Source organism: Corallococcus macrosporus DSM 14697 (genome assembly GCF_002305895.1).
GTDB classification, from domain to species: domain Bacteria; phylum Myxococcota; class Myxococcia; order Myxococcales; family Myxococcaceae; genus Myxococcus; species Myxococcus macrosporus.
Genome location: NZ_CP022203.1, coordinates 1,339,094 through 1,364,696 on the forward strand (window position 1 = coordinate 1,339,094; position 25,603 = coordinate 1,364,696).

The 25,603-nt window shown below is 70.7% G+C and carries 26 protein-coding genes; 10 read left to right on the forward strand and 16 right to left on the reverse strand.

The annotated features are described in order from the left end of the window. The first annotated feature begins 47 nt into the window (after positions 1–47). The 3 genes from MYMAC_RS05620 (at position 48) to serB (ending at position 3,738) form a co-directional block, all read left to right on the forward strand. Positions 48–797 carry a TIGR02266 family protein gene (locus tag MYMAC_RS05620; protein WP_013935737.1) on the forward strand — a complete coding sequence of 250 codons (750 nt, stop codon included), beginning with the start codon at positions 48–50 and terminating at the stop codon, positions 795–797. A gap of 68 nt (positions 798–865) precedes the next feature. Further along, complete coding sequence (locus MYMAC_RS05625; RefSeq protein WP_095957339.1) at positions 866–2,455, forward strand: serine/threonine-protein kinase; 1,590 nt, start codon at positions 866–868, stop codon at positions 2,453–2,455. 74 nt (positions 2,456–2,529) lie between these two features. Continuing rightward, a complete protein-coding gene (serB, locus tag MYMAC_RS05630) occupies positions 2,530–3,738 on the forward strand; it encodes a phosphoserine phosphatase SerB (RefSeq protein WP_095957340.1) in 1,209 nt (402 codons plus the stop codon). A gap of 8 nt (positions 3,739–3,746) precedes the next feature. Here the strand turns inward: serB and MYMAC_RS05635 are convergent, their stop codons facing one another. Continuing rightward, the gene (locus tag MYMAC_RS05635; RefSeq protein WP_013935734.1) at positions 3,747–4,592 is read right to left on the reverse strand and encodes a GspE/PulE/PilB domain-containing protein; all 846 of its coding nucleotides are present in this window, start codon (positions 4,590–4,592) and stop codon (positions 3,747–3,749) included. Positions 4,593–4,652: 60 nt separating this feature from the next. Here MYMAC_RS05635 and MYMAC_RS05640 point away from each other — a divergent pair, with 60 nt between their 5' ends. Together MYMAC_RS05640 and MYMAC_RS05645 are read left to right on the forward strand one after the other, a co-directional pair. Then, a complete protein-coding gene (locus MYMAC_RS05640) occupies positions 4,653–4,847 on the forward strand; it encodes a CPXCG motif-containing cysteine-rich protein (protein ID WP_095957341.1) in 195 nt (64 codons plus the stop codon). Between the two features lie 213 nt (positions 4,848–5,060). Beyond that, positions 5,061–5,504, forward strand: a complete 444-nt coding sequence (locus MYMAC_RS05645; protein WP_013935732.1) for an Hsp20/alpha crystallin family protein — start codon at positions 5,061–5,063, stop codon at positions 5,502–5,504. A gap of 97 nt (positions 5,505–5,601) precedes the next feature. Here the strand turns inward: MYMAC_RS05645 and MYMAC_RS05650 are convergent, their stop codons facing one another. The 6 genes from MYMAC_RS05650 to MYMAC_RS05675 form a co-directional block, all read right to left on the reverse strand. After that, complete coding sequence (locus tag MYMAC_RS05650) at positions 5,602–6,222, reverse strand: response regulator (RefSeq protein WP_020478919.1); 621 nt, start codon at positions 6,220–6,222, stop codon at positions 5,602–5,604. Between the two features lie 40 nt (positions 6,223–6,262). Beyond that, positions 6,263–6,838 carry a KdsC family phosphatase gene (locus tag MYMAC_RS05655; RefSeq protein ID WP_013935730.1) on the reverse strand — a complete coding sequence of 192 codons (576 nt, stop codon included), beginning with the start codon at positions 6,836–6,838 and terminating at the stop codon, positions 6,263–6,265. A 31-nt stretch (positions 6,839–6,869) separates the two neighbouring features. Beyond that, positions 6,870–7,706, reverse strand: coding sequence for a 3-deoxy-8-phosphooctulonate synthase (kdsA, locus tag MYMAC_RS05660; protein WP_013935729.1), 837 nt, complete (start codon positions 7,704–7,706; stop codon positions 6,870–6,872). Next, positions 7,703–9,343, reverse strand: a complete 1,641-nt coding sequence (locus tag MYMAC_RS05665) for a CTP synthase (protein WP_013935728.1) — start codon at positions 9,341–9,343, stop codon at positions 7,703–7,705. The genes kdsA and MYMAC_RS05665 overlap by 4 nt, the downstream gene beginning before the upstream one ends. An 85-nt stretch (positions 9,344–9,428) precedes the next feature. Beyond that, positions 9,429–9,662, reverse strand: a complete 234-nt coding sequence (locus tag MYMAC_RS05670) for a hypothetical protein (protein ID WP_013935727.1) — start codon at positions 9,660–9,662, stop codon at positions 9,429–9,431. Between the two features lie 308 nt (positions 9,663–9,970). Further along, on the reverse strand, positions 9,971–11,737 hold the full coding sequence (locus tag MYMAC_RS05675) for an ABC transporter ATP-binding protein (protein ID WP_095957342.1): 1,767 nt from the start codon (positions 11,735–11,737) through the stop codon (positions 9,971–9,973). Between the two features lie 109 nt (positions 11,738–11,846). Between MYMAC_RS05675 and MYMAC_RS05680 the strand changes: the two genes are divergently transcribed. After that, positions 11,847–12,695 (forward strand): aldo/keto reductase, encoded by an 849-nt coding sequence (locus MYMAC_RS05680; RefSeq protein WP_013935725.1) that lies wholly within the window; start codon positions 11,847–11,849, stop codon positions 12,693–12,695. On the opposite strand, the gene MYMAC_RS05685 is transcribed toward MYMAC_RS05680, so the two are convergent. Together MYMAC_RS05685 and kdsB are read right to left on the reverse strand one after the other, a co-directional pair. Then, complete coding sequence (locus tag MYMAC_RS05685; protein ID WP_095957343.1) at positions 12,688–13,593, reverse strand: hypothetical protein; 906 nt, start codon at positions 13,591–13,593, stop codon at positions 12,688–12,690. The genes MYMAC_RS05680 and MYMAC_RS05685 overlap by 8 nt on opposite strands. Positions 13,594–13,595: 2 nt before the next feature. Further along, the gene (kdsB, locus tag MYMAC_RS05690; protein WP_095957344.1) at positions 13,596–14,336 is read right to left on the reverse strand and encodes a 3-deoxy-manno-octulosonate cytidylyltransferase; all 741 of its coding nucleotides are present in this window, start codon (positions 14,334–14,336) and stop codon (positions 13,596–13,598) included. Between the two features lie 107 nt (positions 14,337–14,443). Here kdsB and wecB point away from each other — a divergent pair, with 107 nt between their 5' ends. Then, complete coding sequence (gene wecB, locus MYMAC_RS05695) at positions 14,444–15,574, forward strand: non-hydrolyzing UDP-N-acetylglucosamine 2-epimerase (RefSeq protein ID WP_095957345.1); 1,131 nt, start codon at positions 14,444–14,446, stop codon at positions 15,572–15,574. 103 nt (positions 15,575–15,677) lie between these two features. After that, the gene (locus MYMAC_RS05700) at positions 15,678–16,670 is read left to right on the forward strand and encodes an RluA family pseudouridine synthase (RefSeq protein WP_095957346.1); all 993 of its coding nucleotides are present in this window, start codon (positions 15,678–15,680) and stop codon (positions 16,668–16,670) included. 67 nt (positions 16,671–16,737) lie between these two features. On the opposite strand, the gene purF is transcribed toward MYMAC_RS05700, so the two are convergent. Beyond that, positions 16,738–18,126 carry an amidophosphoribosyltransferase gene (gene purF / locus MYMAC_RS05705; RefSeq protein WP_013935720.1) on the reverse strand — a complete coding sequence of 463 codons (1,389 nt, stop codon included), beginning with the start codon at positions 18,124–18,126 and terminating at the stop codon, positions 16,738–16,740. Between the two features lie 144 nt (positions 18,127–18,270). Between purF and MYMAC_RS05710 the strand changes: the two genes are divergently transcribed. After that, the gene (locus MYMAC_RS05710) at positions 18,271–19,581 is read left to right on the forward strand and encodes a neutral/alkaline non-lysosomal ceramidase N-terminal domain-containing protein (RefSeq protein ID WP_095957347.1); all 1,311 of its coding nucleotides are present in this window, start codon (positions 18,271–18,273) and stop codon (positions 19,579–19,581) included. A 54-nt stretch (positions 19,582–19,635) separates the two neighbouring features. On the opposite strand, the gene yhbY is transcribed toward MYMAC_RS05710, so the two are convergent. The 4 genes from yhbY to MYMAC_RS05725 form a co-directional block, all read right to left on the reverse strand. Beyond that, complete coding sequence (gene yhbY, locus MYMAC_RS05715; RefSeq protein ID WP_013935716.1) at positions 19,636–19,926, reverse strand: ribosome assembly RNA-binding protein YhbY; 291 nt, start codon at positions 19,924–19,926, stop codon at positions 19,636–19,638. 41 nt (positions 19,927–19,967) lie between these two features. Beyond that, complete coding sequence (locus MYMAC_RS37620) at positions 19,968–20,609, reverse strand: J domain-containing protein (RefSeq protein WP_239989361.1); 642 nt, start codon at positions 20,607–20,609, stop codon at positions 19,968–19,970. After that, positions 20,606–22,645: a DUF4388 domain-containing protein gene (locus tag MYMAC_RS38285; protein ID WP_275663180.1), complete on the reverse strand. Its 2,040-nt coding sequence runs from the start codon at positions 22,643–22,645 to the stop codon at positions 20,606–20,608. The genes MYMAC_RS37620 and MYMAC_RS38285 overlap by 4 nt, the downstream gene beginning before the upstream one ends. A 99-nt stretch (positions 22,646–22,744) precedes the next feature. After that, positions 22,745–23,557, reverse strand: coding sequence for a hypothetical protein (locus MYMAC_RS05725; RefSeq protein ID WP_095957348.1), 813 nt, complete (start codon positions 23,555–23,557; stop codon positions 22,745–22,747). Between the two features lie 133 nt (positions 23,558–23,690). Here MYMAC_RS05725 and MYMAC_RS05730 point away from each other — a divergent pair, with 133 nt between their 5' ends. Beyond that, positions 23,691–24,467 (forward strand): TSUP family transporter, encoded by a 777-nt coding sequence (locus MYMAC_RS05730; RefSeq protein WP_095961479.1) that lies wholly within the window; start codon positions 23,691–23,693, stop codon positions 24,465–24,467. 19 nt (positions 24,468–24,486) lie between these two features. Here the strand turns inward: MYMAC_RS05730 and MYMAC_RS05735 are convergent, their stop codons facing one another. Then, positions 24,487–25,002, reverse strand: coding sequence for a YfbM family protein (locus tag MYMAC_RS05735; protein WP_095957349.1), 516 nt, complete (start codon positions 25,000–25,002; stop codon positions 24,487–24,489). A gap of 85 nt (positions 25,003–25,087) precedes the next feature. Further along, entirely contained in the window at positions 25,088–25,597 is a 510-nt protein-coding gene (locus tag MYMAC_RS38290) for a biotin/lipoyl-containing protein (protein WP_013935710.1), read from the reverse strand. Positions 25,598–25,603 lie beyond the last annotated feature (6 nt).

The following is a 25,603-nucleotide window of genomic DNA, read 5'->3' on the forward strand; positions in this document are numbered from 1 at the left end:
CACTGGGTTGCCATCAGCAAATTGCCGAGCGATTTCAAGCCCTTGTTATGAACCCGGGTCCAGAGGACAAGCGCCAGCACCCCCGCGTCCCGGCCGTGCTGAGAGTGGACTACACGGACGGGCGCCAGGCCCGCGACGTGACGGAGAACCTGTCCCACGAGGGCCTGTTCGTCCAGACGGACCAGGTCTTCCGCCTGGGGGACGAGGTCCGGCTCGCACTTTCTTTCCCGGGCCTGTTGGATCCGGTAGAAGTCAGCGGAACCGTGGCCTGGACGCGGCCGGCGGGCCCCGATCAGCCCGGCGGCGTCGGCGTTCGCGTGGAGCGCGAGCAGGACCGGCGGAAACTGGGTGACATCTTGAGTGCGGCAGGAGCAGACAGCCACGCGTCCCACGCAGAGCACGAGGGGTATCGTGTGCTCATCGTCGAGGACAACCCGCACATCATCGAGATGTACAGCTACGTGCTGAAGAAGCTGGCGAGCGGCGAGCTGCACGGGAAGGTCCCCCTGGAGGTCCACTTCGCGCCGGACGGGCACCACGCGCTGCTGATGCTGCGCGAGGACCGCTTCAACCTGGTGATGACGGACCTCTACATGCCGGTGATGGACGGCTTCGCGCTGGTGGAGCGCATGCGGGAGGAGGAGGCGCTGCGCGCCATCCCCATCATCGCCATCTCCGCCGGCGGCAAGGAGGCGCAGGACCGGGCCATGCAGCTTGGCGTGGACATCTACCTGCGCAAGCCGGTGCGCTTCGTGGAGGTCCTGGAGACGGTGAAGCAGCTCTTGCGCATCAAGTAGCGGCCCCTCGTTTTACCGCCAGTCATCCGTTGAGCCACGGCGTGGGGACGGCATAGAGTCGCTCCCCCATGCAGAAGCCCGCCCTCAATCGCGACACCGTCAGTGGCGAGGCGCTGTTCATCCTCCGGAACCTGAGGGAGAACGGCCGTCTTGGACGCTCGAACAAGCTGGCAGACGTGAAGGCCGCGCTCGAGCCCTCCGTGTCGCTCGAGTTCGACAACTATTTCTTCTTCCTGCGCAAGTTCCACTACATCGCCATGGACCGCGAGGCCCAGCTCAAGCTCACCGACCAGGGCGAGCAGGTGGCGGGTGGGGAGCTGACCGAGCGCTTCTCCCTGGAGGTCGGCGAGTTCTTCGCCGATCAGCTCTCCGCCGTCACGGCGGACGCGCCCGGGGACGGCGCCGGGGGGGACGAGCCGCTGATGGTGCCGCCGCCCCCGCCGGAGCTGCTGCTGGACGAGGCGGAGGTCGACGGCGCGCCGCCCGAGCCCTCCGGCCCGCCCGCGCCGCCGCCGCCCATGCCGCCGGTGCGCAGCTCGCGCTCGGCCATGCCCGCGCTGGACCTGGGCGCGCCGCCCGCGCCCATCCCCATGCCGCCGCCTTCCGCGCCGGCGCCCCGCGCGGAGGCCCCCGCCGCCGAGCCCCGCCGCGAGTCCACGGTCATCGTCCAGGGGCCCTTCACCGCGTCGACCCCCGCCGCGCCGTCCCCCACCCCTCCCGCGCCCGCAGCCGCCCCCATGCCTCCTCCCTCCGCTCCCGCCCCCACCGCCGCAGCAGCGCCCGCCGCTCCCGCTCCGAAGGGCGCCGAGCTCGACGCGCGCTACCAGAAGTTCGACCCCATCGGCACCGGGCCGCTGGGCACCGTCTTCAAGGGGCGCGTCACCGCGCTGGGCCTGGACATCTGCTTGAAGGAGCTGAAGGACATCTTCGGCTACTTCTCCTTCCTGCAGCGCAGCGAGGTGCTCAAGCGCCTGAAGAAGGAGCTGTGCGCCCAGGCGCAGGTGCGTCACCCGGGCGTGGTCCAGGTGGTGGATCAGAACGTGGAGGCCGCCCGGCCCTACTTCGTGCTGGAGCTGATGCAGGGCAGCCTGCGCGAGCGGCTGGACGCGGGCGGTGGCAGCGGCGTGCCGGTCCCCTTCGCGCTGCGCGCCTTCCTGCAGATGGCCTACGGCCTGCGGGCCGCGCACGCCGCGGGGCTCACGCACCACAACATCAAGCCGGAGAACGTCCTCTTCGACGCGTACGGCAACGCCAGGCTGGCGGACTTCGGCCTGGGCCGCGTGGTGGAGGTGGACGCCACCAAGGGCATGCCCCAGGTCTTCGTGGGCACGGGCGGCATGTCCTACATGGCGCCGGAGCTGCTGAACCGGGGCGGCAAGGAGCCGGGCGCCTCCGCGGACGTGTACGCGCTGGGCATCCTGCTCTACGAGATGCTCACCGGGCAGATTCCGGGCCGCCGCTCGCCGCTGCCCTCCGAGGTCAACCCGGAGGCCCCCAGCGGCCTGGACCAGCTCTTCGACAAGGCCACCCAGGACAAGCGCGAGCAGCGCTACCCGGACGTGGACGCCATGCTGGAGGACTTCTACACGGCGTTCCCGGACAAGGAGTTCCTCGCCAAGGGCGACCTCATCATCTCCTCTGACGCGCCGAAGGAGTGACGGACAGGCGGCCGGGCCCTGGGCGTACTCGGGGCTCGCCGCGCACGTTGGGGGCTGCCACACTCCGTGGCGCCATGAGCGTGCCCCCGTCTGAAAACGTCCTCATCACCGTCACCGGGAAGGACCATCCCGGAATCGTCTCGCGCCTCACCGGCCTGCTGGCGGAGGCCGGCGCCGGGCTGCTCGACGTGGAGCAGGTGGTGGTGCAGGGGCGCCTCACGCTCTGCCTGCTGGTGCGGCTGCCCCCGGCGGGCGGCGTGCTGGAGGCGCTGCTGGCCGCCGCGACGTCGCTGGGCGTGGCGCTGGACTTCCAGGCGGTGGAGGCGGACGCCGCGCCCCTGGCGGAGTCCCCGGCTTCCCGCCATGTCGTCACCGCCGTGGGCCGGACCCTGGGCGCGCGCGAGCTTCATGCGCTGACGCAGGTGCTGGCCGGGCACGGCGCCAACGTGGCGCGCATCACCCGGCTGAGCGAGCCGCACCTGGGCTCGGTGGACCTCCACATCCGCCTGCCGCCGGGACAGCCGCCGGACGCGCTCAAGCACGCCCTGTTGGAGCTGTCCATGCAGTCGGGCGCGTTCGACGTGGCGCTCCAGCGTGAGAGCCTGTTCCGGCGCGGCAAGCGGATGGTCGTCATGGACATGGACTCCACGCTCATCCGCATCGAGGTCATCGACGAGCTGGCGCGCGCGCACGGCGTGGGGGCGCAGGTGGCGCGCATCACCGAGCGCGCGATGCACGGGGAGATGGACTACGACGAGTCGCTGCGCCAGCGCGTGGGGCTGCTGAAGGGCCTGGACGCCTCCGAGGTCCACCAGCTCGCGGCGAACCTGCCGCTGACGGAGGGCGCCCAGACGCTGGTGCGCGTGCTCAAGCGGCTGGGCTACCGCACCGCCGTCATCAGCGGCGGCTTCTCCGTGGCGGCCGAGGCGCTGAAGACGCGGCTGGGCATCGACTTCGCGTACTCCAACGTGCTGGAGATTCAGGACGGGAAGCTCACCGGCCGCACCGTGGGGCCCATCGTCAACGCGCGGCGGAAGGCGGAGCTGCTGGAGTCGCTGGCGCGGGCGGAGGGCATCCTGCTGGACCAGGTGGCCGCCGTGGGGGACGGCGCCAATGACTTGCTGATGCTGGAGCGCGCCGGCCTGGGCATCGCCTTCCGGGCGAAGCCCAGGCTGCGCGCCGCGGCGGACACGTCCATCTCCGCGGGCGGCCTGGACAGCATCCTCTACCTGCTGGGGCTGTCCGGCCGCGAGCTGCTGGAGGCGGGCGCTGGCGCCGGCTGAAGGCGCGGCTACAGCCGCATCCGCGCCGCCAGCTCGCGCTGCTGGAGCTGGCCCTTCTCCAGCAGCAGCTCGAGCAGCGCGCGCAGAATCTTGGAGCTCTTCTCCTGGTTCTGCTGCACCGTCTGCAGCCGCTTCAGGTCCTCGTCCGTCCATTCGGAGGCGGGCGTTCCACCCGCCAGAATCTCGTCGAGGATGTCCGAGGCGCTCGCGTTGGCGGCGGGCGCGGGCGCGCGCTCCGGGGCGCGGGGGGCGGGCGGCGGCGCGGCGGGGGCGGGCGGGGTGATGTCCGCGATGCGCTTCACCACCGTGTTGCCGCTCATGTCGACGACCTTGAACTCGTCCTCGTCCTCCGGCGCGTCGGAGCTGCTGGGGCGCTTGTTGCCGCCGAAGCGCGTGCTCACCACGGGCTCCTGGCCTCGGTAGTGGCGGAGGATGGCGTGCTCGATTTCACGCTCGCCCGCCACCATGACGACCACGCGGGCGCGGCTCTTCGCCGCCACCTGGTCCAGCGTTGCCAGGTCCGTGGGGTCCGCCATGGCCAGCACCAGCGTCTTGCCGTTGTCCTTGAGGGACACGGGGAAGACGGCCTTCTGTTCGGCGAGGCTCACGTCCACGCGCGAGAGCGCGCCCGCGTCGCGTGTCACGTTGCCCAACTGGATGCGCTGCATTCCCAGGCCCTGGCAGATGGCCTCGGTGATGACGTCATCGGTGGCCAGCCCCAGGTCCGCGATGATGCGCGACAGGCGTCCGCCCCACTGGTCATGGGTGGCCAGCGCGCTGCGAAGCTGCAAGTCGTCGATGACGCGTGCCTTGACGAGGATGTCGCCAATGCGATTGCGGGAAGGAGGAGCCATGGCTTCGCATTCTACCGTCTAGACGCGCGGACGCTGAGTCCGCGGTGAGGAGGCCCAGCCATGCAGCCCTTCGCGGAAGCCGCCGCCCAGCAGTGCCCCTACTGCGGTGAGGAAGTGGAGGTCGCCGTGGACCCCATTGGCGTGGCCTCGGAGACATATATCGAGGACTGCCCGGTGTGCTGCCGTCCGTGGACGGTGCGGGTGTCCCGCGACGAGGAGGGCTTCACCGTGAATCTGGGCCGCGACGACGACTGAGGCGGCCTGGAGGGCGGGCAGGCGGGCGTGGCGCGCGGGGGTGGGAAGCGGCGCGGGGCGTTGCTTGACACGTCCCGAAGCATGGTTCTCTTGAGTCTTGTGAGGCGGCGCTGGAGCCCCGGACGAGGGGCACCGCGGCGACCGCGAACCTGAACAACACCCAAGCACAGTCATGCCGTGCGTCCGCGAGGACGTCACGAACAGGAGACGACCATGCAGACTCGCAACCCCTTCAACTCCGCCGTCGTGGTGAACCCGCTGATGCGTGACGTGGACGCGCTCTTCCGCGAGCTGACGCAGCCCATGTGGCGCCAGGCCCCGCGTGAGCGCACGCCGGCCGCGGACATCTTCGAGTCCGAGAGCGGGCTCACGCTCCAGTTGGACATGCCCGGGCTGGACGCGAAGTCCATCCAGGTGACGGTGGAGAAGGACATCCTCACCGTGCAGGCCGAGCGCAAGGCGGAGCCGCGCGCGGAGGGCGTCAACGTGCGCCGCCAGGAACGCGCCTTTGGCACGTTCGCCCGCTCCTTCGCGCTGCCTGACACGGTGGACGCCAGCCGGGTGGAGGCCCGCTACGAGCAGGGCGTGCTGACGCTGACCCTGCCTCGGCGCGAGGAGACCAGGCCCCGCGTCATCGAAGTCAAGGTCCAGGGCTGAGGCCGCGGGCACACACCGCGGGCCAGGGAGGTCACCTGCCTCCCACTGAGAATCCCTGCCCAGGGCTTCCGCGAGCAAGGCGGAAGCCCTGCCTGTCCTACCGCTTGGCGCTGAGCGCCAGCGGCACGCGGAACAGCTCCAGCACCTGCTGCACGTCCAGCGGCTTGGCCATGCACGCCAGCGCGCCGGCCTGCTTGGACTGCTCGACGACCTCGGGCGTGTGCGCGGACGTCATGGTGATGAGCCGCACGCCCTCCATCTGCTTGCGCGCGCGGATGCGGCGGCAGACTTCCAGGCCGTCGATGTCCGGCATGTTGAGGTCGATGATCATGCCGTGCGGCTTCTGCTCGGACACGAGCAGCAGCGCCTCCACGCCGCTCGTCGTCGTCTGCAGCTCCACCTGGGCCGCGAACGGCTTGAACGCGCGCTTGATGGCGTCCAGCACCGGGCGCTCGTCGTCCACCGCGAGCAGGCGCACCGTGCCGCTGCCCAGCTCCTCCGGAACCGGCATCTGGTGGGTGATGAGGAACGTGCGCAGGTCGGCGGACCGGACGCGGCGGTGGCCGCCCGGCGTCCTGAATGCCATCAGGATGCCCCGGTCAATCCACTTGCTCACCGTGGACGGATCCACCTGAAGCAAACGACTGATGTCGTGCGTGGTGTAGAGCTGGTCCGTCATCGCCGTACTCCCCTCTTGCTGCATGATTCCGCTGCCCATGGAACTATTCACCTACCTTGAACACGGGTTTTCTTCAACCTTACTGAGTACCGCGCCTATCAGAGCCCTTCATCAGACCCACTGCGTCGTCCCAGCGGCCACTGGCCTTGAGACACAGCTCCACGAGCTCCCGAGCGGCCCCTCGGCCGCCAGGACTCTGGGTAACGAAGTGGGCCTCGCGGCGCACCTCGGGGACCGCATCCGCAGGACAAGCGGAAAGAGCCACCATTGAAAGTGGACCCAGGTCATTGTGGTCGTCACCCATGTAGGCGCAGGCGTCCAAGGGCACGTCCAACTGGGTGACCAGCTCTTTGAGCGCAGCCGACTTGTCACGGCGGCCCTGGAACACGGCGGCGAGACCCAGCTCCCGCCCGCGCTTCTCCACGATGCCGGAGGTGCGGGCGGTCAGGATGGCGGCGGGCAACCCGGACAGGCGGGCCATGACGAGCGCATGGCCGTCCTTGACGTCGAAGCGCTTCATCAGCTCCCCGTCCTGGCCGTAGTAGAGGCCCCCGTCGGTGAGCACCCCGTCCACGTCGAAGACGAGCAGCCGCACGCGCGCAGCACGGGACGTCAGCTCTTCCGTACCCAGTCTGGAAGGGGCGTCCGTCACCATGGCTTGCTCGACTCCCTTGCTTGCTGACGCATCAACCTGGCTCGTGTCCCAACACCCGGCGGATGCTCAGCACGTTTCGTACCACGTCCTCGAACATCTGTGGATTCAGCGAACAAGGACCGTCACACAGGGCACGATCCGGATCTTCGTGGACTTCCGTGAACAACGCGTCAATCCCGGCGGCCGCGGCGGAGCGGGCCAGCAATGACACGAAGCGGCGCTCACCGGCCGTCTCGCCGTTGCCGGCGCTGGGGAGCTGGACGGAGTGGGTGGCGTCGAAGCACACGGCGAGGCCGGCGTCGCGCATCTGCGCGAAGCCGCGCATGTCCACCACCAGGTTGTTGTAGCCGAACGTGGAGCCGCGCTCGGTGACGAGCACGTTGGGGTTGCCCGCCTCAAAGGCCTTGCGCGCCGAATGGACGATGTCCTTGGGCGCCACGAACTGCCCCTTCTTCAGGTTGACGCCCTTGCCAGTACGCGCCACGGCTTCCACCAGATCCGTCTGCCGGCACAGGAAGGCCGGTATCTGGATGATATCCACAACTTCCGAGGCTGGCCCGACGTGGCTCGTTTCATGGACGTCCGTGAGTACGGGAACGCCCACTTCGTCGCGGATCCGCTTCAGGATTCTCAGGCCTTCCTTGAGACCCGGGCCTCTGAAGGACTTGCCGCTGGTGCGGTTGGCCTTGTCGTAGGAGCACTTGAAGGCGTACGGCACGCCGAGCCGGCCGGTGATTTCCTTCAGCAGCCGGGCATGGCGCAGGGCCATGTCCTCGGACTCGATGCTGTCGGGGCCGGCGATGACGAACAGCTTCTGACCCTGGCCGACCTTGAAGCCACACAGCTCGATGGGGTTGGGGGCGCTCATGCGGACACCTGGCCGGCCGCCGCGTTCGCGTCCCGCTGGGCGAGCGCCGCGCGGATGAAGCCGGAGAAGAGGGGGTGGGGTGCGAAGGGCTTGCTCTTGAATTCAGGGTGGAACTGGCAGCCGACGAAGTAGGGGTGGTCGGCCAGCTCAATCATCTCCACCAGGTTGAGCTCGGGGTTGGCGCCGGAGATGACCAGCCCCGCCGCCTGCAGCTTGCCCCGGTACGCGTTGTTCACCTCGTAGCGGTGGCGGTGGCGCTCCTGGATGGTGTCCTGCCCGTAGAGCTGGTGGGCGCGGGTGCCGGGCTGGAGCGCGCAGGCGTAGCTGCCCAGGCGCATGGTGCCGCCCTTGTCCTGCACCTTCACCTGGCTCTCCATGAGCGTCACCACCGGGTGCGGCGTGTGCTCGTTGAACTCCAGGCTGTTGGCGTTGGCCAGGCCCAGCACGCCGCGGCTGAACTCCACCACGGCCATCTGCAGGCCCAGGCAGATGCCGAAGAAGGGCACCTTCTTCTCACGCGCGTAGCGCACGGCGGCGATCTTGCCCTCGGTGCCGCGCACGCCGAAGCCGCCGGGCACGAGGATGGCGTCCACGCCGGCCAGCATCTTCTCCGCGCCCTGCTCCTCGACCTCCTGGCTGTCGACGAAGTGCAGGTTCACCTTCACGTCGTTGGCGATGCCGCCGTGCAGGAGCGCCTCGTTGAGGCTCTTGTAGCTCTCCGTGAGGTTGACGTACTTGCCGACAATCGCGACGCGGACCTGGCCGCGCGCCGGCTCGTACACCTTGCGGATGATGTTCTCCCAGCGCTCCAGGTGCGGCGCCCGGCTCCAGATGTTGAGGACCTCCGCGAGCCGCTCGTCCAGGCCCTGGCGGTGCAGCTCCAGCGGCAGCTCATAGATGCTGCGCACGTCCGGCGACGTGAAGACGCTGCGCGTGTCCACGTTGCAGAACATCGCAATCTTGTCCTTCATCTCGCGGGACACCTCGCGGTCCGTGCGGCACACGAGGAAGTCCGGCTGGATGCCAATCTCCCGCAGCTTCATCACCGAGTGCTGCGTGGGCTTGGTCTTCACCTCGCCCGCCGCGCCGATGTACGGCAGCAGCGTCAGGTGCACGTAGACGACATTCTCACTGCCCACGTCGTAGCGCATCTGCCGGATGGCCTCGAGGAAGGGCAGCGACTCGATGTCGCCCACGGTGCCGCCCACCTCCACGATGACCACGTCCGCGTCCTGCGCCGCCTGGCGGATGCTGGACTTGATTTCGTCCGTGACGTGCGGAATCACCTGGACCGTCTTGCCCAGGTACTCGCCCCGCCGCTCCTTCATGATGACGGCGTGGTAGATGCGGCCGGACGTGAAGTTGTTGAGCCGGCTCATCCGCGCGTTGGTGAACCGCTCGTAGTGGCCGAGGTCCATGTCCGTCTCACCGCCATCCTCGGTGACGAACACCTCGCCATGCTGGAACGGGCTCATCGTGCCCGGATCCACGTTGATGTAGGGGTCCAGCTTGATGAGGGTGACGGCCAGCCCACGGTTCTCCAGCAGGGCGCCAATCGAAGCGGAGGCGAGGCCCTTGCCGAGGGAGCTGACCACTCCGCCCGTCACGAAGATGAACTTGGTTTTCTTGGAGCGCATGTCCCGTTCTGCCAACTGAGGCAGGGATGCGTCAATTATTCTGTTTCCGGTGGACGGCCGCCCGCTGGGGCCGGAGGGGGCGGCGTCAGTTGCCGTCCCAACCACCCGGCCGGGCGACCGCGAACTCCTGGGCGGTCGGCTGCCCGACGCGGAACTTGCGCAAGTCACAGTTCCGGCAGCTCCAGCCCTCCCAGCCCCGCTTCACCACCAGGTGCAGGCAGGCGTCGTAGTTGGGGCAGAAGAGGTTGCGCTGCGAGTCCACGGACTCCTCGTCCCGGAGGGCGGTGGGCAGCGGGCTGGGGCATGGAGTGATGGACACGGCGGAAACTCCCGGATGAAACGTGTTGGGTCGGCCTCTCCCCCCGGCGCGGCTCCGAACAGGAGGGGCCGTCAGGCATTCCCGAGCCGACGTAAAAAGGCCCGTCCCCCTCGCGGGAAACGGGCCCGGAACTGCCAGCGTCTGCCACCGCCTCGGGGCCTCTTCAGGCCACGGAAGCGGAGGTGGACGCCTTGGAGTTGCTGTCGTTCAAGGCATCACCTCCTTTCGGAGCCCCAGACTTAATCGGGCCAACGCACGCGCGCCACTGTCGCCGGGTGCGTGGCGCGAGCCGTGTGGGCAGCAGGCGTTCAAGCTGCGACAAACTGGCGCTCCACCAGGCGCCGGTAGAGGCCCTCCTGGCTCATGAGGGAGGCGTGGGTGCCGCTCTGGATGACGGCGCCGCCGTCGAGCACCAGCACCCGGTCCGCGTTGGCCACGGTGGACAGGCGGTGGGCGATGATGAGCGTGGTGCGGCCCTTCATCAGGCGCTCCAGCGCGTCCTTGACCAGGTGCTCGCTCTCCGCGTCCAGGGCGCTGGTGGCCTCGTCCAGGATGAGCAGGCGAGGGTCCTTCAGCACCGCCCGGGCGATGGCGACGCGCTGCTTCTGGCCACCGGACAGCTGCACGCCGCGCTCGCCCACCTGGGTGTTGTAGCCGTCCGGGAAGCGCTCGATGTAGGCGTGGGCGTTGGCGGCGCGGGCGGCCTCCTCCACCTGGGCGTCGGTGGCGTCGGGGCGGCCGTAGCGGATGTTGTCCGCGATGGAGCAGGAGAAGAGCTGGGGCTCCTGCGCCACCATGCCGATGTTGCGGCGCAGCCACTCCGGCTCCAGGGCGGTGAGCGGGTGGCCGTCCAGCAGCACCTCGCCGGCCCGCGGGTCGTAGAAGCGCGACAGCAGCGAGGCGAGCGTGGACTTGCCCGCGCCGGAGGGGCCCACCACCGCCACCACCTCGCCCGGCCGCAGCTCCAAATCCAGGCCCTGGAGCACCGGCACGTCGGGCCGGGTGGGGTAGGCGAAGTGCACGCCGCGGAACCGCACATGTCCGCGCAGGTCCGTGAGCTGTTCGCCGCCCGCGCCAATGGCGGGCCTGCGGTCCAGCAGCTCGAAGACGCGCTCGGCGGCGCCGCTGGCGCGCATGAAGTCCGCCCACAGCTCCGCGATGCCGCTGAACGAGAAGGCCACCAGCATGGTGTAGATGAGGAACGAGGTGAGCTCGCCCACGGAGAGGCCGCCGTCCACCACCAGCCGGCCGCCGAACCAGAGCACCGCGGCGATGGAGCCATAACCCGCGATGGAGGCCACGCCCATGAAGATGGAGGACTGGAGCGCGCGCTTCTTCGCCAGCGTGAAGGAGCGCTCCACGGCGACGCTGTAGCGCTCCACCTCGTGCCGCTCCGCGGCGAAGGAGCGCACGGTGCGGATGCCGGACAGGTCCTCCTCGGCCACCTCGCCGCTGGCGGCGAGCGCGTCCTGCGCCTGGCGGGAAATCACCCGGACCCGGCGCCCGTAGAACACGCCGCCAATGGCCACGGGCGGAATGACGGCCAGCATCACCAGCGTGAGCTGGACGGACGTGTAGAGCAGCAGCCCCACGCCGCCCAGGGCCGTGACGCCATACCGCAGAATCATGGACACGTTGGTGGTGACGGTGTTCTGCAGGACGGTGGTGTCCGAGGACAGCCGGCTGGTGAGCTCGCCGGTGCGGCGCGTGTCGAAGAAGCCCACCTCCTGGGACAGCAGGGCGCGGAAGAGGTCCTTGCGCAGCCGCGACACCACGCGCTCGCCGGCGGTGTTGAAGAGGTAGATGCGCAGCGCCATGGCGATGCCCTGCACGACGAACACGACGAGCATCAGTATCGCGACCCGGTCCACCACGTCCCGGTCGCGGGCGTTGAGGGCCTGGTCCACCAGGTCGCCAATGGCGCGGGGATAGGCCAGCGTGGCGAGGCTGCTGATGAGGAGGAAGAAGGTGCCCGCGGCCAACGGCAACAGCTCCGGGCGCGCCAGGGTCAGCAGGCGCCGGAAGGTGACGCCGGCGGCGGCGCTGCTTTTCGAATCATTCGCGGGGGAAGACACCGGCGGAGACTAACGCGAGCCTCCAGGCCGCGCACCGGCCGCCTGCGTCCGCGCTGAAGCGGTATTAATCCTCTCCAAGCAGCTCACACGCGGAGTCAGGGAGAGCGCCATGGAGCAGCGCGAGTTCGGGAGTACACGGGTGTCCGTCCCCAGCCTGGGGCAGGGGACCTGGCAGATGGAGGAGGACGACCGGGCAAGCGCCATCCGCGCACTGCGCGCCGGGCTGGACCTGGGGATGACGCATGTGGACACCGCCGAACTGTACGGGCACGGCAAGGTGGAGGAGTCCATCGTCTCCGAGGCGATTGCCGGCCGGCGCGACGACGTCTTCCTCGTGTCCAAGGTGATGCCGTCCAACGCCACCTACGCGGGCACGCTCGCCGCCTGTGAGCGGAGCTTGAAGCGGCTGCGCACCGACCGCCTCGATTGTTACCTGCTGCACTGGCCGGGCTCGCACCCGTTGGAGGAGACGGTGCGCGCCTTCGAGAAGCTGGTGGCGGATGGAAAGATTCGCGCGTGGGGCGTGAGCAACTTCGGGGTGGAGGACCTGGAGGAGGCGCTGGCCATCGCGGGGCCCGGGCGCATCGCCTGCAACCAGGTGCTCTACCACCTGGAGGAGCGCGCCATCGAACATGGCGTCCTGCCCTGGTGTGAGGCGCACGGCGTGGCGGTGGTGGGCTACAGCCCCTTCGGCAACGGCCGCTTCCCGAAGCCCGGCAGCCGGGGCGGGAAGGTGCTGGGCGCCATGGCGCAGGCGCACGGCGTCACGCCGTACCAGGTGGCGCTCCGGTTCCTGGTGCGCAGGCCGTCGCTGTTCGCCATTCCCAAGGCGAGCCGCGAAGCCCACGCTCGCGACAACGCCGCCGCCGCGTCGTTGACGCTGACGCCCGACGAGCTGGCCCACCTGGACGCGGCCTTCCCGCTGGGGCCGGAGCCGGCGTCGCTGCCCGTCATCTGAGGCCGGCGGCGAAGGCCTTGCGGAAGGCGGACACGGTGGGCTCGCCCGGGCCCACCGTCACCGTGCCCGTCTCGCCCTCCACGGCGGCGCGGGTGTCCTTGCCCCTGAGGAAGCGCACGGTGGTGATGCGGCGCAGCACCTCGCGGCCCTGCTCCTGCGCCAGGGCACGCAGCGCGTGGCTGGTGACATTCACGGCGGACTCCAGCGCGCGCCGGCCCGGCTCGTCGTCCAGGCCCACCCAGTCCACCTCGAAGCGCAGGGGCTTGCCGCCCAGGGACGCCTCGCCCGGCCAGAACTGCTCGGTGAGGGCGTGGGGCAGCTTCTCCAGCAGCGCCACCAGGTCCTGCCGCGTGGGGTTGGGCCGCACGAGCTGCGCCAGCTCCAGCAGCTTCTCCGCGTTGCCCACCGCCACCGCCACCACCGTGGAGACGTCCACGTAGGCCACCGACTCCGAGCGGCGCAGCCCCTCCTTGCCCAGGGCCAGCAGCACCGACTCGCGGGCCACGTAGTCCACCACCTCGCCCGTCAGCGAGTGCCCTTGCGACAGGTGCAGCGTGACGGTGAGGGTGGGCACCTCTTCTCCCGAGCGCGCCCGCGTGGCGAGCGTCCCGAGCTGCTCCAACACCCGCTCCACCTTGCGCGACAACAGCCGCTGAACGCCCTCCATGTCCTCGTCCTCCTGCTGCTGCCTGCGGGTCTCTTGCGCGTGCCGCGGTTTCGGGGGCGCGGATGGTTTCGGGACGGCTTCGGGGCGCGGCGGCGCCACGGGAGCGGCCGACCGGGCGTCAACGGGGGGCGCCGCGCCCGCTGGGGCGGCGGGTGCCGCGTCCGGCGGGGCGGGGGACTCCGCGTCCGCCTTCGCCTCGTCTCCGCCGAACACGTTCTTGAGGAAGCCCATGGTCAGCCTCCTCTTGCGCGGATGAGGGCCTCTACCTTCTCCACGTCCCCGGGGACGTCGACCGCCACCGTGTGCGAGGTGACCTGGGCGCAGCGGATGGGGATGCCGTGCTCCAGCGCGCGGAGCTGCTCCAGCTTCTCCGCCTCCTCCAGCGGCGTGGGCGCCAGCTTCGCCAGCGACAGCAGCACGTCGCGCCGGTAGCCGTAGAGGCCGATGTGGCCCCAGCGCTGGACGTGGGCGCCCGGCTCGCGCAGGTGGGGCACCAGGCCGCGGCTGAAGTAGAGCGCGTCCCCGTTGAGCGCGAGCACCGCCTTCACCACGTGCGGGCTCGCGGCCTCGTCCGCTTCGAGCGGGCGGACCAGGGTGCCCATCCGCACGGACGCGTCCTGGAAGAGGCCCGTCAGGCGCTGGAGCGCGGCGGGGTCCACCAGGGGCTCGTCACCCTGGACGTTCACCCAGATGTCGACGTCTGGCCGGCCGAGCGCCACCTCCGCGACCCGGTCCGTCCCCGTGGCGCAGGTGGGGCGGGTCATCACCGCCTTGCCGCCGAAGCCCTCCACCGCGGCGCGAATCCGGTCGTCATCGGTGGCAACCCACACCTCGTCGAAGGCGTGGGCCTCCTGACAGCGTCGCCAGACGTGCTCAATCATTGTTCGGCCGGCGATGATCGCCAGCGGCTTGCCCGGGAAGCGGGTGCTGGCATGTCGGGCGGGAATGACTGCAACGGTCCGGCAAGATTGCATGACCCCTCCGTCTATCAGGTTCGCGACGAATGCCGGCCCCCGGGATTGGACATTCGCATCATGGGACACTGGCCAGCGCGGCTCCAGTGCCTAGGTTTGGTCCCAACATGAAGAAGGTCATTCATATCGTTGGGGCGCGTCCGAACTTCATGAAGGTCGCGCCCATCTATCGCGCCATCGCCGAGCGTACCCCGTTGGAGCAAATCCTTGTCCACACGGGGCAGCACTACGACGCAAAGATGAGCGACGTGTTCTTCGCCGACCTCGGCCTGCCCGCGCCGGACGTCCATCTGGGCATCGGGTCGGGCAGCCACGCGCAGCAGACAGCGCGCATGATGGTGGAGCTGGAAAAGGTCTTCCTCGCCCACCCGCCAGCGCTGGTCTCCGTGGTGGGCGACGTGAACAGCACGGTCGCCGCGGCGTTGGTGACGTCGAAGCTGAGCATCCCCCTGGCGCACGTCGAAGCGGGCTTGCGGAGCTACTCGCCGCACCAACCGGAGGAGATCAACCGGCTCGTCACCGACCGCCTGTCGGACCTGCTGCTCACGCCCTCGCGCGACGCGGACGCCAACCTCCTCAAGGAGGGCACCGACCCCACGCGCATCCACTTCGTGGGCAACGTGATGATCGACTCGCTCTTCGCCTCGCGAGAGAAGGCCGACAAGCTGCCCGTGCTCAAGGACCTGGGGCTCATCCCCCACGGCTACGCGGTGTGCACGCTGCACCGGCCGTCGAACGTGGATGACCCGAAGCTTCTGGGCGGCCTCCTGTCCGCGGTGGCCCACGTCGCCACGCGCCTGCCGGTCATCTTCCCGGTGCACCCGCGCACGCGGAAGGTGATTTCGGAGCAGGGGCTGGACTCGTGGTTCGCGCAGAGCCCGAACCTGCGGCCCGTGGACCCCATGGGCTACCTGGAGTTCCTGGCGCTCACGTCGAAGGCGCGCCTGGTGCTCACCGACTCCGGCGGCCTCCAGGAGGAGACGACGGCCATGGGCATCCCGTGCCTCACCCTGCGCGAGCAGACCGAGCGCCCCATCACCGTGGAGGAGGGCTCCAACGAGGTGGTGGGCACCGACCCGGTCCGCATCCGGATGGCCGCCGACCGCGTCCTCAACGGTGAGGGCAAGCAGGGCCGCGTCCCCGAGTTCTGGGATGGCCGCGCCGCCGAGCGCATCGCGGACCTGTTCGCGAGCTTCCTGGGCGTCGAGGATGCGCCCATCCAGGCGGCCTCGGCCTGACGGGACAGGGCGGGTGGGGGCCCCCGGCGCCGCGTGGGCCCGCCCGCCTGTCCGTCCTTCGCCTGTGTGGCAGGGCCCGCCGTGGTAGAGCGCTGGCAGGCCCATGCACCGCACGCCGCAGGAAGAAGCCCCCGAGGGCTACGTCGACATCCACTACGTCGTCGAGCCGAACTACGCCGGCTGGCGGCTGGATGCGTACCTGGAGCAGAAGCTCCGCCGGATGACGCGCGAGCGGCTCCAGGGCGTCATCCTCCGCGGCGTCATCTGTGATGAAAAGCGCCTGAAGCCCTCCACGCCGGTGTACCCGGGGCTGGCCTTCCGCCTGCGCCGCCGCGCCAGCGAGGAGCCGGAGACGCCCACGGAGCTGCCCGTGGTGTTCCAGGACGACTGGCTGCTGGTGTTGGACAAGCCCGCGGGCCTGCCCATCCACCCCACGGCGCGCTACCACAAGGGCACCCTGGTCACCTTGCTGCGAGAGCGCTTCGGTGAGCGCTTCGCCGAGCCCGCGCACCGGCTGGACCGGGAGACCAGCGGCCTGGTCGTCTGCGGCCGCACCACGGAGTCCTGCCGGGTGCTGGGGCGGCTGTTCGTCTCGCGCGAGGTCCACAAGGAGTACCTGGCGCTCTGCGAGGGGCACCCGCCCGAGGATACGTTCACCGTGGAGGCGCCCATCGCGGAGGGCACCGAGCTCATCCGCATCGCCGTGCGAATCGACCCGGTGGAGGGCAAGGAGAGCCGCACGCGCTTCCAGGTGCTCCAGCGCTTCACGCGCGACGGCGCGCCCTTCGCGCTGCTGCGCTGCTTCCCCGAAACGGGCCGTCAGCACCAGATTCGCATCCACCTGCACCACGCGGGCTTCCCGCTGGTGGGGGACAAGATGTACGGGCCGGACCCCGGCTACTTCGACCGCTTCAGCAAGCGCACGCTGGAGCCGGAGGCGTGGCTCCGGCTTCGCCTGCCGCGTCAGGCGTTACACGCGGCGCGCATCGCCTTTCCGCACCCGGGCTCGGGGGAAGCGGTGGTGTTCGAGGCGCCCCTTCCCGCGGACCTGACGGACTTCATCGAAGGCCGGCCCGTGGCCCTGCCAGCCCCCTGAAACGCGAAGGCCCCCGGCCCGGATGAAGCGGGCAGGGGGCCTGGGGCGTGAGAAGCCGCCGGCGGTGTCAGGCGGTGAGCTTGCTGGGCTCGGCGCGCTCCGCTCCGAATTCGCCGACCAAGTACTTGCCGGAGAAGCAGGCGGTGCAGAAGCTGCCGCGCTCCGGGTCGCCCACGGCGCGGCCCAGGCCTTCCTGGGAGATGTAGCCCAGCGAGTCCGCCGTCACGTACGTGGCGATCTCCTCCAGGCTGTGCGTCGCGGCGATGAGCTCCTGGCGGCTCGGCGTGTCGATGCCGTAGTAGCAGGGCCACTTCGTGGGCGGCGAGGAGATGCGCAGGTGCACCTCCAACGCGCCCGCCGCCTTGATCATCTTCACGATTTTGCGGCTGGTGGTGCCACGGACGATGGAGTCGTCCACCACCACCACGCGCTTGCCCTTGAGCACCTGCCGCACGGCCGACAGCTTCAGCTTCACGCCGAAGTGGCGGATGGACTGCTGCGGCTCGATGAAGGTGCGGCCCACGTAGTGGCTGCGGATGAGGCCCACGTCGTAGGGGATGCCGCTGGCCTGCGCGAAGCCGATGGCCGCCGGCACGCCCGAGTCCGGCACCGCGATGACCAGGTCCGCGTCGGGCGCGGGCTGCTCCTTCGCGAGCTGGCGGCCCAGCTCCTTGCGCACCTCGTAGACATTGCTGCCGAACAGCGTGGAGTCCGGCCGGGCGAAGTACACGTGCTCGAAGATGCAGCGCGCCTGCCGCGGGGGCTCCGCGAAGGGCTTGCTGGTGCGCATCAGCCCGTTCTCGATGACGAGCAGCTCGCCCGCCTCCAGCTCGCGGACGATTTCCGCCTCGATGAGGTCCAGCGCGGTGGACTCGCTGGCCAGCACGTAGGCACCTTCCTTCATCCGCCCCAGCACCAGCGGCCGGATGCCGTGCGGGTCCCTCACCGCGACGAGCTTGTCCTCCGTGAGCACCAGCAGGCTGTAGGCGCCCGTCACCTTGCGCAGCGCCTCCACGATTTTCTGCTCGAAGGTCGGCTGCCTGGAGCGCGCCAGCAGGTGCAGGATGACCTCCGTGTCCGCGTCGGACTGGAAGATGGCGCCGTCGGCCTCGAGCTGCTGCTTCAGCTCGGCCGCGTTCACCAGGTTGCCGTTGTGCGCGATGGCGCACTGCCCGCCCGCGTACTGCACGAAGAGCGGCTGGGCGTTCTTCAGCGCGCTGCCACCCGCGGTGGAGTAGCGCACGTGCCCGATGGCCGCCTGCCCAGGCAGGCCGGCGAGCACCGGAGCGTCGAAGATGTCGGCGACGAGTCCCATCTGCCGGTGCGCACGCAGCGCCAGCCCGTCAGAGGCGACAATGCCCGCGGACTCCTGCCCCCGGTGCTGGAGGGCGTGCAGTCCCAGGTACGTCAGGTTGGAGGCCTCGGCGTGCCCCACGATTCCGAAGATGCCGCACATGGCGCGCTGCCTTACTCCTTTCGAGCGGTGAGCGGAACAGGAACGCATGCCCCTCTGGTGGGTATTCCACCCGTCGCCAGAGTCGTTTCATGTGGGCAGTCAGGCGTCCCAAAGTCCAGCCCCTGCGGTTAGTCTGGCTCGCGCATGGCTTCCTCGCGACTGGCCCGCTGGCGTTCCCTGTTTCCCCTGGTGTTGCTCACCGTGGGCACCGCGTATGCGCTGGCCTCCTGGAACTGGTGTGGGAGCTGGGCGGAGCGCGCGCCCGTGCTTGTGTCACAGGTGCATGGCGAAGGGCCGCTGCGCGCGGGTGCGGCGAAGGTGGCGCTCGCGCCGCCCTTCCCCGTGGTGGTGGCCGGGTACAACCCGCCACGGCCTGATGCGACTGAGGCCGACGTGCCGCTCCATGCGCGCGCGGTGGTGCTGGAGGCGGGGGGCACACGGGTGGGGCTGGTGTCGTTGGACCTGCTCCTCGTTCCAGACGTGCTGGCCGCGCGGGTGCGGGAGCGGGCGCGGGCCTCGGGGCTGGAGGACGTGCTCGTGCTGGCCACGCACACGCACTCGTCGCTGGGGGGCTATGACTCGCGGCTGGTGGCGCAGTTGTCCGGCACCGGGCGCTACCGCGAGGACGTGGTGGACGTCATCACCGTCGCGGCCGGTGACGCGCTGGCCCAGGCGGCCGCGTCCCTGGTGCCGGTGTCGCTGGAGGTCGGCGAGGCGCGCAACCAGGACTTCGTCATCTCGCGCAGCGGTGGCGCGAAGCCGGAGGGCGTCCTGACGCGCGCGGTGTTGCGCGGGGCGGAGGGCCCGGTGGCGGAGCTGCTGCTCTACGCCGCGCACCCGGCGATGGTTCCGCGTCGTCGCGCCTACCTGGACCCGGACTACCCAGGACGGCTCAGCGCGCTGCGCGAGGACGCGGGCAGCGGCGTGACGCTGCTCTTGCAGGGCGCGGGGGGCAACGTGTCGGTGGCGTATTCGGAAGGGAAGGCGATGGAGCGCGTGTCCGGCTTCGCGCGGGCCCTGTCGGAGCTGGCCAGCGACGCGTCGGTGTCCCCGGTCGGCGAGACGGTGCGGCTGTCCCTGGCGCGCGCGGACGCGGCGATGCCCCGGCCGGACGCGTCGCGCCTGGTGCCGGCGCTGACGCGGGCGGCGGGGGACAACCTGCTGTGCGAGTCCGCGCCGCGCCTGGCGGAGGTGGGCGCGCTGGCGCTGGGGCCGCTGAAGCTGGTGGCGGTGCCCGGGGAGCCCAGCGTGGCCGCGGGCGCGGAGCTGCTGCGCCGGACGGGGGCCACGGGCGTGCTGGGCCTGGCGGATGGTTACGTGGGCTACGTGGAGACGGCGGCCAACGTGGAGGGAGGCCTGGGCGAGTCCCGGCGCCAGTACTTCGGGCCCGCGCTGCTGGAGCGGCTGAGCGTGGCGGCGGAGTTCGTGGCCGGGGCGGCGGGCTTCACGCCCTGAGGCCGGCCGGGCGCCGCGGGAGGACTCCCACGGCGCGTCCGGCGGCGCGGCTGACTAGAACTTCTCGAACTTGGAGTCCTTCTTGCGCTTCTTGAAGAAGAGCGCGGTGCGGCCCAGGAGCTGCGCGAGCTCCGCCTGGGTGCCCTCGGCGATGCGCGCCGCGGCCTCCTGGCGCGTCTCCGGGCCCTCGTTGATCTTCACCTTGATGAGCTCGTGGTCCTGCAGCGCCTGTTCGACGGCGGCGATGACACCCTCGGTGACGCCGGCCTGACCGACGATGACCACCGGCTCCAGGTGGTGTCCTAGCGCGCGCAGGTGGCGGCGTTGCTTCCCAGTGAGCGGCACGTTGCTTCTCTCCTTCAGTGTTTCGGGTAGGGGGGCGCACCCTACTTCTTCTGCGACGCCATGCGGATCTCCCGCTGCGCGTCGATGTGGTCCGGCTGAAGCTCCACGGTGCGCTTGAAGTGCTTGAGCGAGCCCGGCGCGTCACCACTCAACTTGGCGATGACGCCCAGGAAGTAGTGCGCGGGGGCGCAGCGCTCGTTGCGTTTGATGGCGTTCTGGATTTCGCGGAACGCCTCGGGCTGGGCGGCCTTCTTGTCCGCCGCCGTGAAGAAGCGCGCGTAGCCTCGCCACGCGTAGAACTCCGCTTCCTCCGGGTTCAGCTTGATGGCCTCGTCCAGCATCTTCACGGCGTCCGCGAACTTGCGCGCCTTCACCAGGATGCAGGACTTCTGGAACAGCTCCTCCGCCATGAGGATGCCGTTGACGTCCACCCCGTCTCCGTCGCCGCCGCTCTTGAGCTCCTCGATGTAGCTGGCGCGGCTGTTGTCGTCGGAGAGGGTGCGGTAGGCGTCGCCGATATACGCGAAGACCTCCGCCTTCAGCTTCTCCAGCTCCGGCGGCGCTCCCGGCGGGAGCGTGTCCGGGTGGTACAGCTTGGCCAGGCGGAAGTAGGCAATCTTCACCGCGCTGGAGTTCGTCTGCTCCGTCAGCCCGAGCCGCTGGAAGTGGTTCTGCTGCTTCATCGCCGCCGTGAGCTGGCGCAGGGCGGGAATCTCGTCCGTGCCCGGCGCATTCGCGGGCGTCGCGGCGGCGGGGGCGGCTGTGCGCTGCGCGGACAGGGACGGCGGCGGACGAGGCTGGGCGCCGGGCCCGGCGACGGGGGGCGCGCGGCGGGGGCGCCCGGGGCGGCGGGGCGCGCGGCACCAGGGCCCGCTGTCGGAGCGGTGCCTGCGGGCGGATGTCCGCCCGTGACGTTGGGCGCGGCACCGGGCGCCGCGCCGACGACGGGGCGCTGGGGCGCCGTTCCAGCGGCTGGCGCCACGCCGGAGGGCTGTGCTCCGCCCGCGACGTTGGGAGCGGCGCCAGCGACGGGGCGCTGGGGTACGGCGCCGGGGGCTGGCGCCGCGCCGGTGGCTCGTGGTCCGCCCGCGACGTTGGCACCGGCACCGTGCGCCGCGCCGACGGGACGCTGCGCAGCCGCGGCGGGCGCACCTGCGGCTTGCTGCGGACCCACGGGGGCTCGTGGGTCCGCGCCCTGGGCCGCTACTCCCGGGCCCACGGGCCGCTGCGCGCCAGCGCCCGCCTGTGGGGGCTCCGCGGGCGGCGGGGTTCCCGGCGCCGTCCTGGCCTGCCCGGCGAACGACACCCCATCCAACTCCTTGAGCAGGAAGGCCAGTCGCAGCAGATGGTCCGCGTCCTGCGCGAAGTCCGTCAGGAGCTGCGCCACGGAGCGCACGCCATCGATGACGGTGTGCGCTCGGACTTCGTGCGGCGTGAGGCGCAGCTCGCTCGCGGCCACGACGCCACCGGACTTCATGATGGGGAGCTGGAGCACCGGCCCCAAGCGTCGCTTGAGGTCCGTGGAGGGAATCCGGCGCACCGTGTCGCTCAGCACCGCCCAGCGGTGGCCCAGCGGCATCGCCTTGTGGGAGGGCAGGTCCTTCAGCTCGAAGGTGAAGGTGCCGGTCTCCGCCCGCAGTCCCCGGGAGAGGATGCCCCCCGCCCGCTGCGCCAGGATGGTGAAGGCCGTGGCCGGCTGGAGGAGCCCAAGACCGAAGAGCGCGGTGAGCAGGTCGCCGCCAAAGCGCTCCAGCGCGGGCTCGGCCTGCTGCAACTGCTCGGGCGTGAGCAGCCGGGCCGCGACCAGCGACGGTCCGAGCGCCTCCTCGGGGTGGGACGAGTCGACGAACTCGGGATTGCCCTTGCGGAAGTGAATCTGGATGACTCGGTCCGGCAGCGTCAGCGACAGCAGGCCCGTCTGCTCACGCGCGGCGATGCGGCCGTAGAGGCGGATGGGCGAGGTCTGCTCGAGCTGCCCCCGGGCCGGAATCTCCGGGGCGGCGTCATCCCCTTCCACCGCGGGCACCGCCACGGGCGCCGGAGGCTCGCTGGGAGGCCGTGCCGCTCCCGCCGCGGGAGGCGGTTGCGCCGCGCCAGGGGGCCGGGCCTGCTGGGCGGGCGCCACGGGACGCCGGGCGGGGTCCACGCTGGTCCGAGCCCCAGGGCCCGCCATGGGCGTGCCACCAGGACCGGCGATGGGCGCGGCACCAGGCCCCGCCACGGGCCGGACACCAGGACCGGCGATGGGCGCGGCACCAGGCCCCGCCGCGGGCCGGACGCCAGGACCGGCGATGGGCGCGGCACCAGGCCCCGCCACGGGCCGGACGCCAGGACCGGCGATGGGCGCGGCACCAGGCCCCGCCACGGGCCGGACGCCAGGACCGGCGATGGGCGCGGCGCCGGGGCCCGCCCTGGGAGCCGCGCCTGGGCCCGCGGCCGGAACACCGCCCGGACCCGCCATGCCGGGCGCGCCCTGTGCGGCCTGCTCCGCCGCGGAGACGGCCGGCGCGCCCGGGCCCCACAGCTCGCGGGGGACGACCTCCCGCGCCTCGGGGAAGCGCCAGGGAAAGGCGAAGTTGAGCCCGTCCTCGGACATCTGGAGCCGGCCCTGGATGGAGCCGCTTTCGATGAGCAGTTCAATGGTCGGCAGGGTGAGGGGCCCCCACATGGTGCCCCTGTCGTTGCGGACCCAGTACTGCCGGACCTCACCCTCCGCCATGCGCGGCCTTGCTCCTTCGTCCTGCGAGAAAAGCGAACCCTACCGCTGTCCTCCGTCGCATCAAAGCAGAGCGCCGGAGCGCGAGCCCCTTCCTTCGACTCAGGGCGCCGCGCCATCCAGCGCCGCCAGTCCGAGCGCTGACAGACACGCCGCGTCCGCCTTCTGTTCCGCGGGCGGGTCGAAGCAGTACACCTCGCTGTCGAAGACCTTGCACAGCCCGTCCGGGGTGGACGCACAGGCCGCCTTCGAGAAGGCCGTGGTGCAATTGTACCCACACACCGGGCCCGCCTCCGTGTTCTTGCACTGCGGCGCGGGCAATTCGCGCTTCCAGGCGCACAGCGCGGCGGGGGTGGGGTCGAAGCAGGTGATGTTGCTGTTGACCTTCCGGCAGACCCCCGCCGGCGTCCTGGCGCAGCGCACGCCCTCCGGCGCGTTGACGCAGCCGTAGCCGCACGTCATCTCCACGGCGTTGGTGTGACACTCGGCGCGGGGCGTGTCCTTGCCGTACACGGCGAACACCACCGCGGGCGGGTCGAAGCACTCCACGTTGCCGCCGCGGCCCAGGCAGACGCCCGCGGGGGACTTCGCGCACTTCACCTGGCCGGGCTGGGTCGCGCAGTTGTAGCCACACGCCACCACCCCATCGATGTTCTTGCACTCCGGCTTCGGCAGCGCGTCGCCATAGGCCTTCTGCACGTAGGCCGGCGGGTCGTAGCAGACCACCTGTCCGTCCAACACCTGGCAGTGGCCCTGTGGCGTCTGCGAGCACCGCACCCGCTGTCCGTCCGACTTGCACCCATAGCCGCAGGACACCTTGCCATCAATGGCGCGGCACGTCGGCTTGGACGGGTCCTGCGGCATGGGGACCGAGCCCAGGGTGAGCGCCAGCACGGTGAGGAAGGAAGCGAGCACGGGGACCTCGGCGGGGGAGTGGGGTCGTCCCGGCATTGACGCCCATGGCGCGCGGTGACGCAAGAAGCGGGCGGTCATGGGCCGCGGCCCGGGCCCGTGGTACCCAGGCGCCGCCCGCGAGGAGGTTCACCCGGTGGACGTGGACGTCAGTACGCTGCACCTCATCCTGCTGTGCCTCGCGGCGTTGATTGCCGGCATGGTGGATGCCATCGCGGGAGGCGGCGGGCTCATCTCACTCCCCGCGCTGCTGGCCGCGGGCCTTCCGCCCCACGTGGCGCTGGGCACCAACAAGGGCCAGTCCGTCTTCGGCTCCTTCGCCGCGCTGGTGCGCTTCTCCCGCGCGGGGCTGGTGGACGGGAAGCTGGCCAGCGTGACGTTCCCCTTCGGCCTGGGGGGCGCCTTCGCGGGCGCGGCGCTGGTGCTGCTGGTGAAGCCAGAGGTGCTCAAGCCGCTGGTGCTGGTGCTGCTCATCGCGGTGGCGGCGTTCCTCGCCTTCCGCAAGTCGCCGCGCCCTGGGGACACGCCGGAGCCCGGACCGCCCGCGCGCGCCCGGGCCATTGGCGCGCTCATCGCGCTGGCCATCGGCACCTATGACGGCTTCTTCGGGCCAGGGACGGGCACCTTCCTCATCGTGGCCTTCTCGTCCCTGCTGGGGCACGGCCTGGCGCGCGCGTCCGCGGACGCGAAGGTGGTGAACTTCGCCTCCAACCTCGCCTCCGTCGCGCTCTTCGCCCTCAAGGGCGTGGTGCTGTGGAAGGTGGCGCTGCCCATGGCCGGCGCCCAATTCACGGGCGCCTGGCTGGGCGCGCACCTGGCGGTGAAGGGCGGCGACCGGCTGGTGCGCAAGGTGGTGCTGGGCGTGGTGCTGGCCCTGGTGCTCAAGCTGGGGCACGACGTGGTGACGGGCTGAGGGCCACGTCCGCCGGCCGTCAGCCGATGTGCACCAGCAGCGCCTCGCCGCGCCTGGCCACCGAGGCCACGAACTTCTGGAGCTCCTCGAAGTAGGAGACCAGCTCCTCCAGCGGGTCGACCTCGGCCTCGGGCTCATCCCACGTCCCGGGGTAGATGTCCCGGGCCTGCATGGCGGGCGCGTCGAAGCGCGCGCGCAGCGTCTTCTCCGTCACCCGCTGGAGCGCGGCGGACAGGGCCTGCACGTCCGCGGGGGAGAAGACGCGCGCGGTGCCCTCGTCGGAGGGGATGTCGCCCACGTCCTCGCCGCCGCGCACCAGGAAGTCCAGCGGCGCGGCGCCCTCCCACGGCGTCCCCGTGAGCAGGTACTGGAGCCCGTGCCACGCCTCGCCGATGTCCAGCTCCACGAAGGCCGAGCCCTTCGGGTCACCGAAGTCCTCCTCGTCGTCGAGGAACGCCTCCAGCGCCTCGGGCGCTTGGAGCAGGGCGGCGCGCTGGGCCTCGGTGGCGCTGCGCAGGGTGCAGAGCATCTCCATTCGGTGTGACCTCGGCGGACCCGCGGGGGGCAGGGGAACGCGCGGCGGACCTTAGCAGCCCGCCGCGAGCCTGCGCAGTCCGTGGCTACTCCACCACCACCAGCCTGGCGTTGTTCTCCACGGCGGTGCCTTCCTTGGCGAACAGCTCCGTCACCTTGCCGGCCTTGGGGCTCTTGAGCTCGTTCTCCATCTTCATGGCCTCCACCACCACCAGGCCCTGGCCCTCCTTCACCTCGTCGCCCACCTTCACCAGCACCTTCACCACCTTGCCGGGCATGGGCGCGGTGACGAGCTGCTTGCCCTCGACGGAGAAGGCCGCGTTGGCCGCGCGCAGCCGCAGCCGGCGCTCATCCGCCACGTCGATGCGGTTCACCTGGCCACGCAGGAGCACGCCAATCTCGTCGCCGTTCTCCTCGAACTCGACGTTGTACGACTGGCCGTCCACCAGCATGGACAGCGTGCCGTGCTCCAGCGCCAGCGCGTCCACCTGGTACGTGGTGGCGCCCACGGTGATCTTGAACTGGTCGTTCCCCAGCGGCTCCAGGTCCACGGGGACGGCTTCCTTCTGGCCCTGCTGCTTCGTGAAGTAACGCATGGAAGT

Bases quoted from the DNA above. Each gene is read 5' to 3' on its own strand.
- MYMAC_RS05665 (WP_013935728.1), bottom strand. From the start codon at position 9,343: ATGCGCTCCAAGAAAACCAAGTTCATCTTCGTGACGGGCGGAGTGGTC.
- MYMAC_RS05735 (WP_095957349.1), bottom strand. From the start codon at position 25,002: ATGGAGATGCTCTGCACCCTGCGCAGCGCCACCGAGGCCCAGCGCGCC.
- MYMAC_RS05625 (WP_095957339.1), top strand. From the start codon at position 866: ATGCAGAAGCCCGCCCTCAATCGCGACACCGTCAGTGGCGAGGCGCTG.
- MYMAC_RS05620 (WP_013935737.1), top strand. From the start codon at position 48: ATGAACCCGGGTCCAGAGGACAAGCGCCAGCACCCCCGCGTCCCGGCC.
- MYMAC_RS38285 (WP_275663180.1), bottom strand. From the start codon at position 22,645: ATGGCGGAGGGTGAGGTCCGGCAGTACTGGGTCCGCAACGACAGGGGC.
- serB (WP_095957340.1), top strand. From the start codon at position 2,530: ATGAGCGTGCCCCCGTCTGAAAACGTCCTCATCACCGTCACCGGGAAG.
- MYMAC_RS05685 (WP_095957343.1), bottom strand. From the start codon at position 13,593: ATGGGCTTCCTCAAGAACGTGTTCGGCGGAGACGAGGCGAAGGCGGAC.
- MYMAC_RS05680 (WP_013935725.1), top strand. From the start codon at position 11,847: ATGGAGCAGCGCGAGTTCGGGAGTACACGGGTGTCCGTCCCCAGCCTG.
- MYMAC_RS05645 (WP_013935732.1), top strand. From the start codon at position 5,061: ATGCAGACTCGCAACCCCTTCAACTCCGCCGTCGTGGTGAACCCGCTG.
- MYMAC_RS05700 (WP_095957346.1), top strand. From the start codon at position 15,678: ATGCACCGCACGCCGCAGGAAGAAGCCCCCGAGGGCTACGTCGACATC.
- kdsA (WP_013935729.1), bottom strand. From the start codon at position 7,706: ATGAGCGCCCCCAACCCCATCGAGCTGTGTGGCTTCAAGGTCGGCCAG.
- MYMAC_RS37620 (WP_239989361.1), bottom strand. From the start codon at position 20,609: ATGAAGCAGCAGAACCACTTCCAGCGGCTCGGGCTGACGGAGCAGACG.
- MYMAC_RS38290 (WP_013935710.1), bottom strand. From the start codon at position 25,597: ATGCGTTACTTCACGAAGCAGCAGGGCCAGAAGGAAGCCGTCCCCGTG.
- MYMAC_RS05710 (WP_095957347.1), top strand. From the start codon at position 18,271: ATGGCTTCCTCGCGACTGGCCCGCTGGCGTTCCCTGTTTCCCCTGGTG.
- MYMAC_RS05655 (WP_013935730.1), bottom strand. From the start codon at position 6,838: ATGGTGACGGACGCCCCTTCCAGACTGGGTACGGAAGAGCTGACGTCC.
- MYMAC_RS05640 (WP_095957341.1), top strand. From the start codon at position 4,653: ATGCAGCCCTTCGCGGAAGCCGCCGCCCAGCAGTGCCCCTACTGCGGT.
- purF (WP_013935720.1), bottom strand. From the start codon at position 18,126: ATGTGCGGCATCTTCGGAATCGTGGGGCACGCCGAGGCCTCCAACCTG.
- kdsB (WP_095957344.1), bottom strand. From the start codon at position 14,336: ATGCAATCTTGCCGGACCGTTGCAGTCATTCCCGCCCGACATGCCAGC.
- MYMAC_RS05650 (WP_020478919.1), bottom strand. From the start codon at position 6,222: ATGGGCAGCGGAATCATGCAGCAAGAGGGGAGTACGGCGATGACGGAC.
- wecB (WP_095957345.1), top strand. From the start codon at position 14,444: ATGAAGAAGGTCATTCATATCGTTGGGGCGCGTCCGAACTTCATGAAG.
- MYMAC_RS05635 (WP_013935734.1), bottom strand. From the start codon at position 4,592: ATGGCTCCTCCTTCCCGCAATCGCATTGGCGACATCCTCGTCAAGGCA.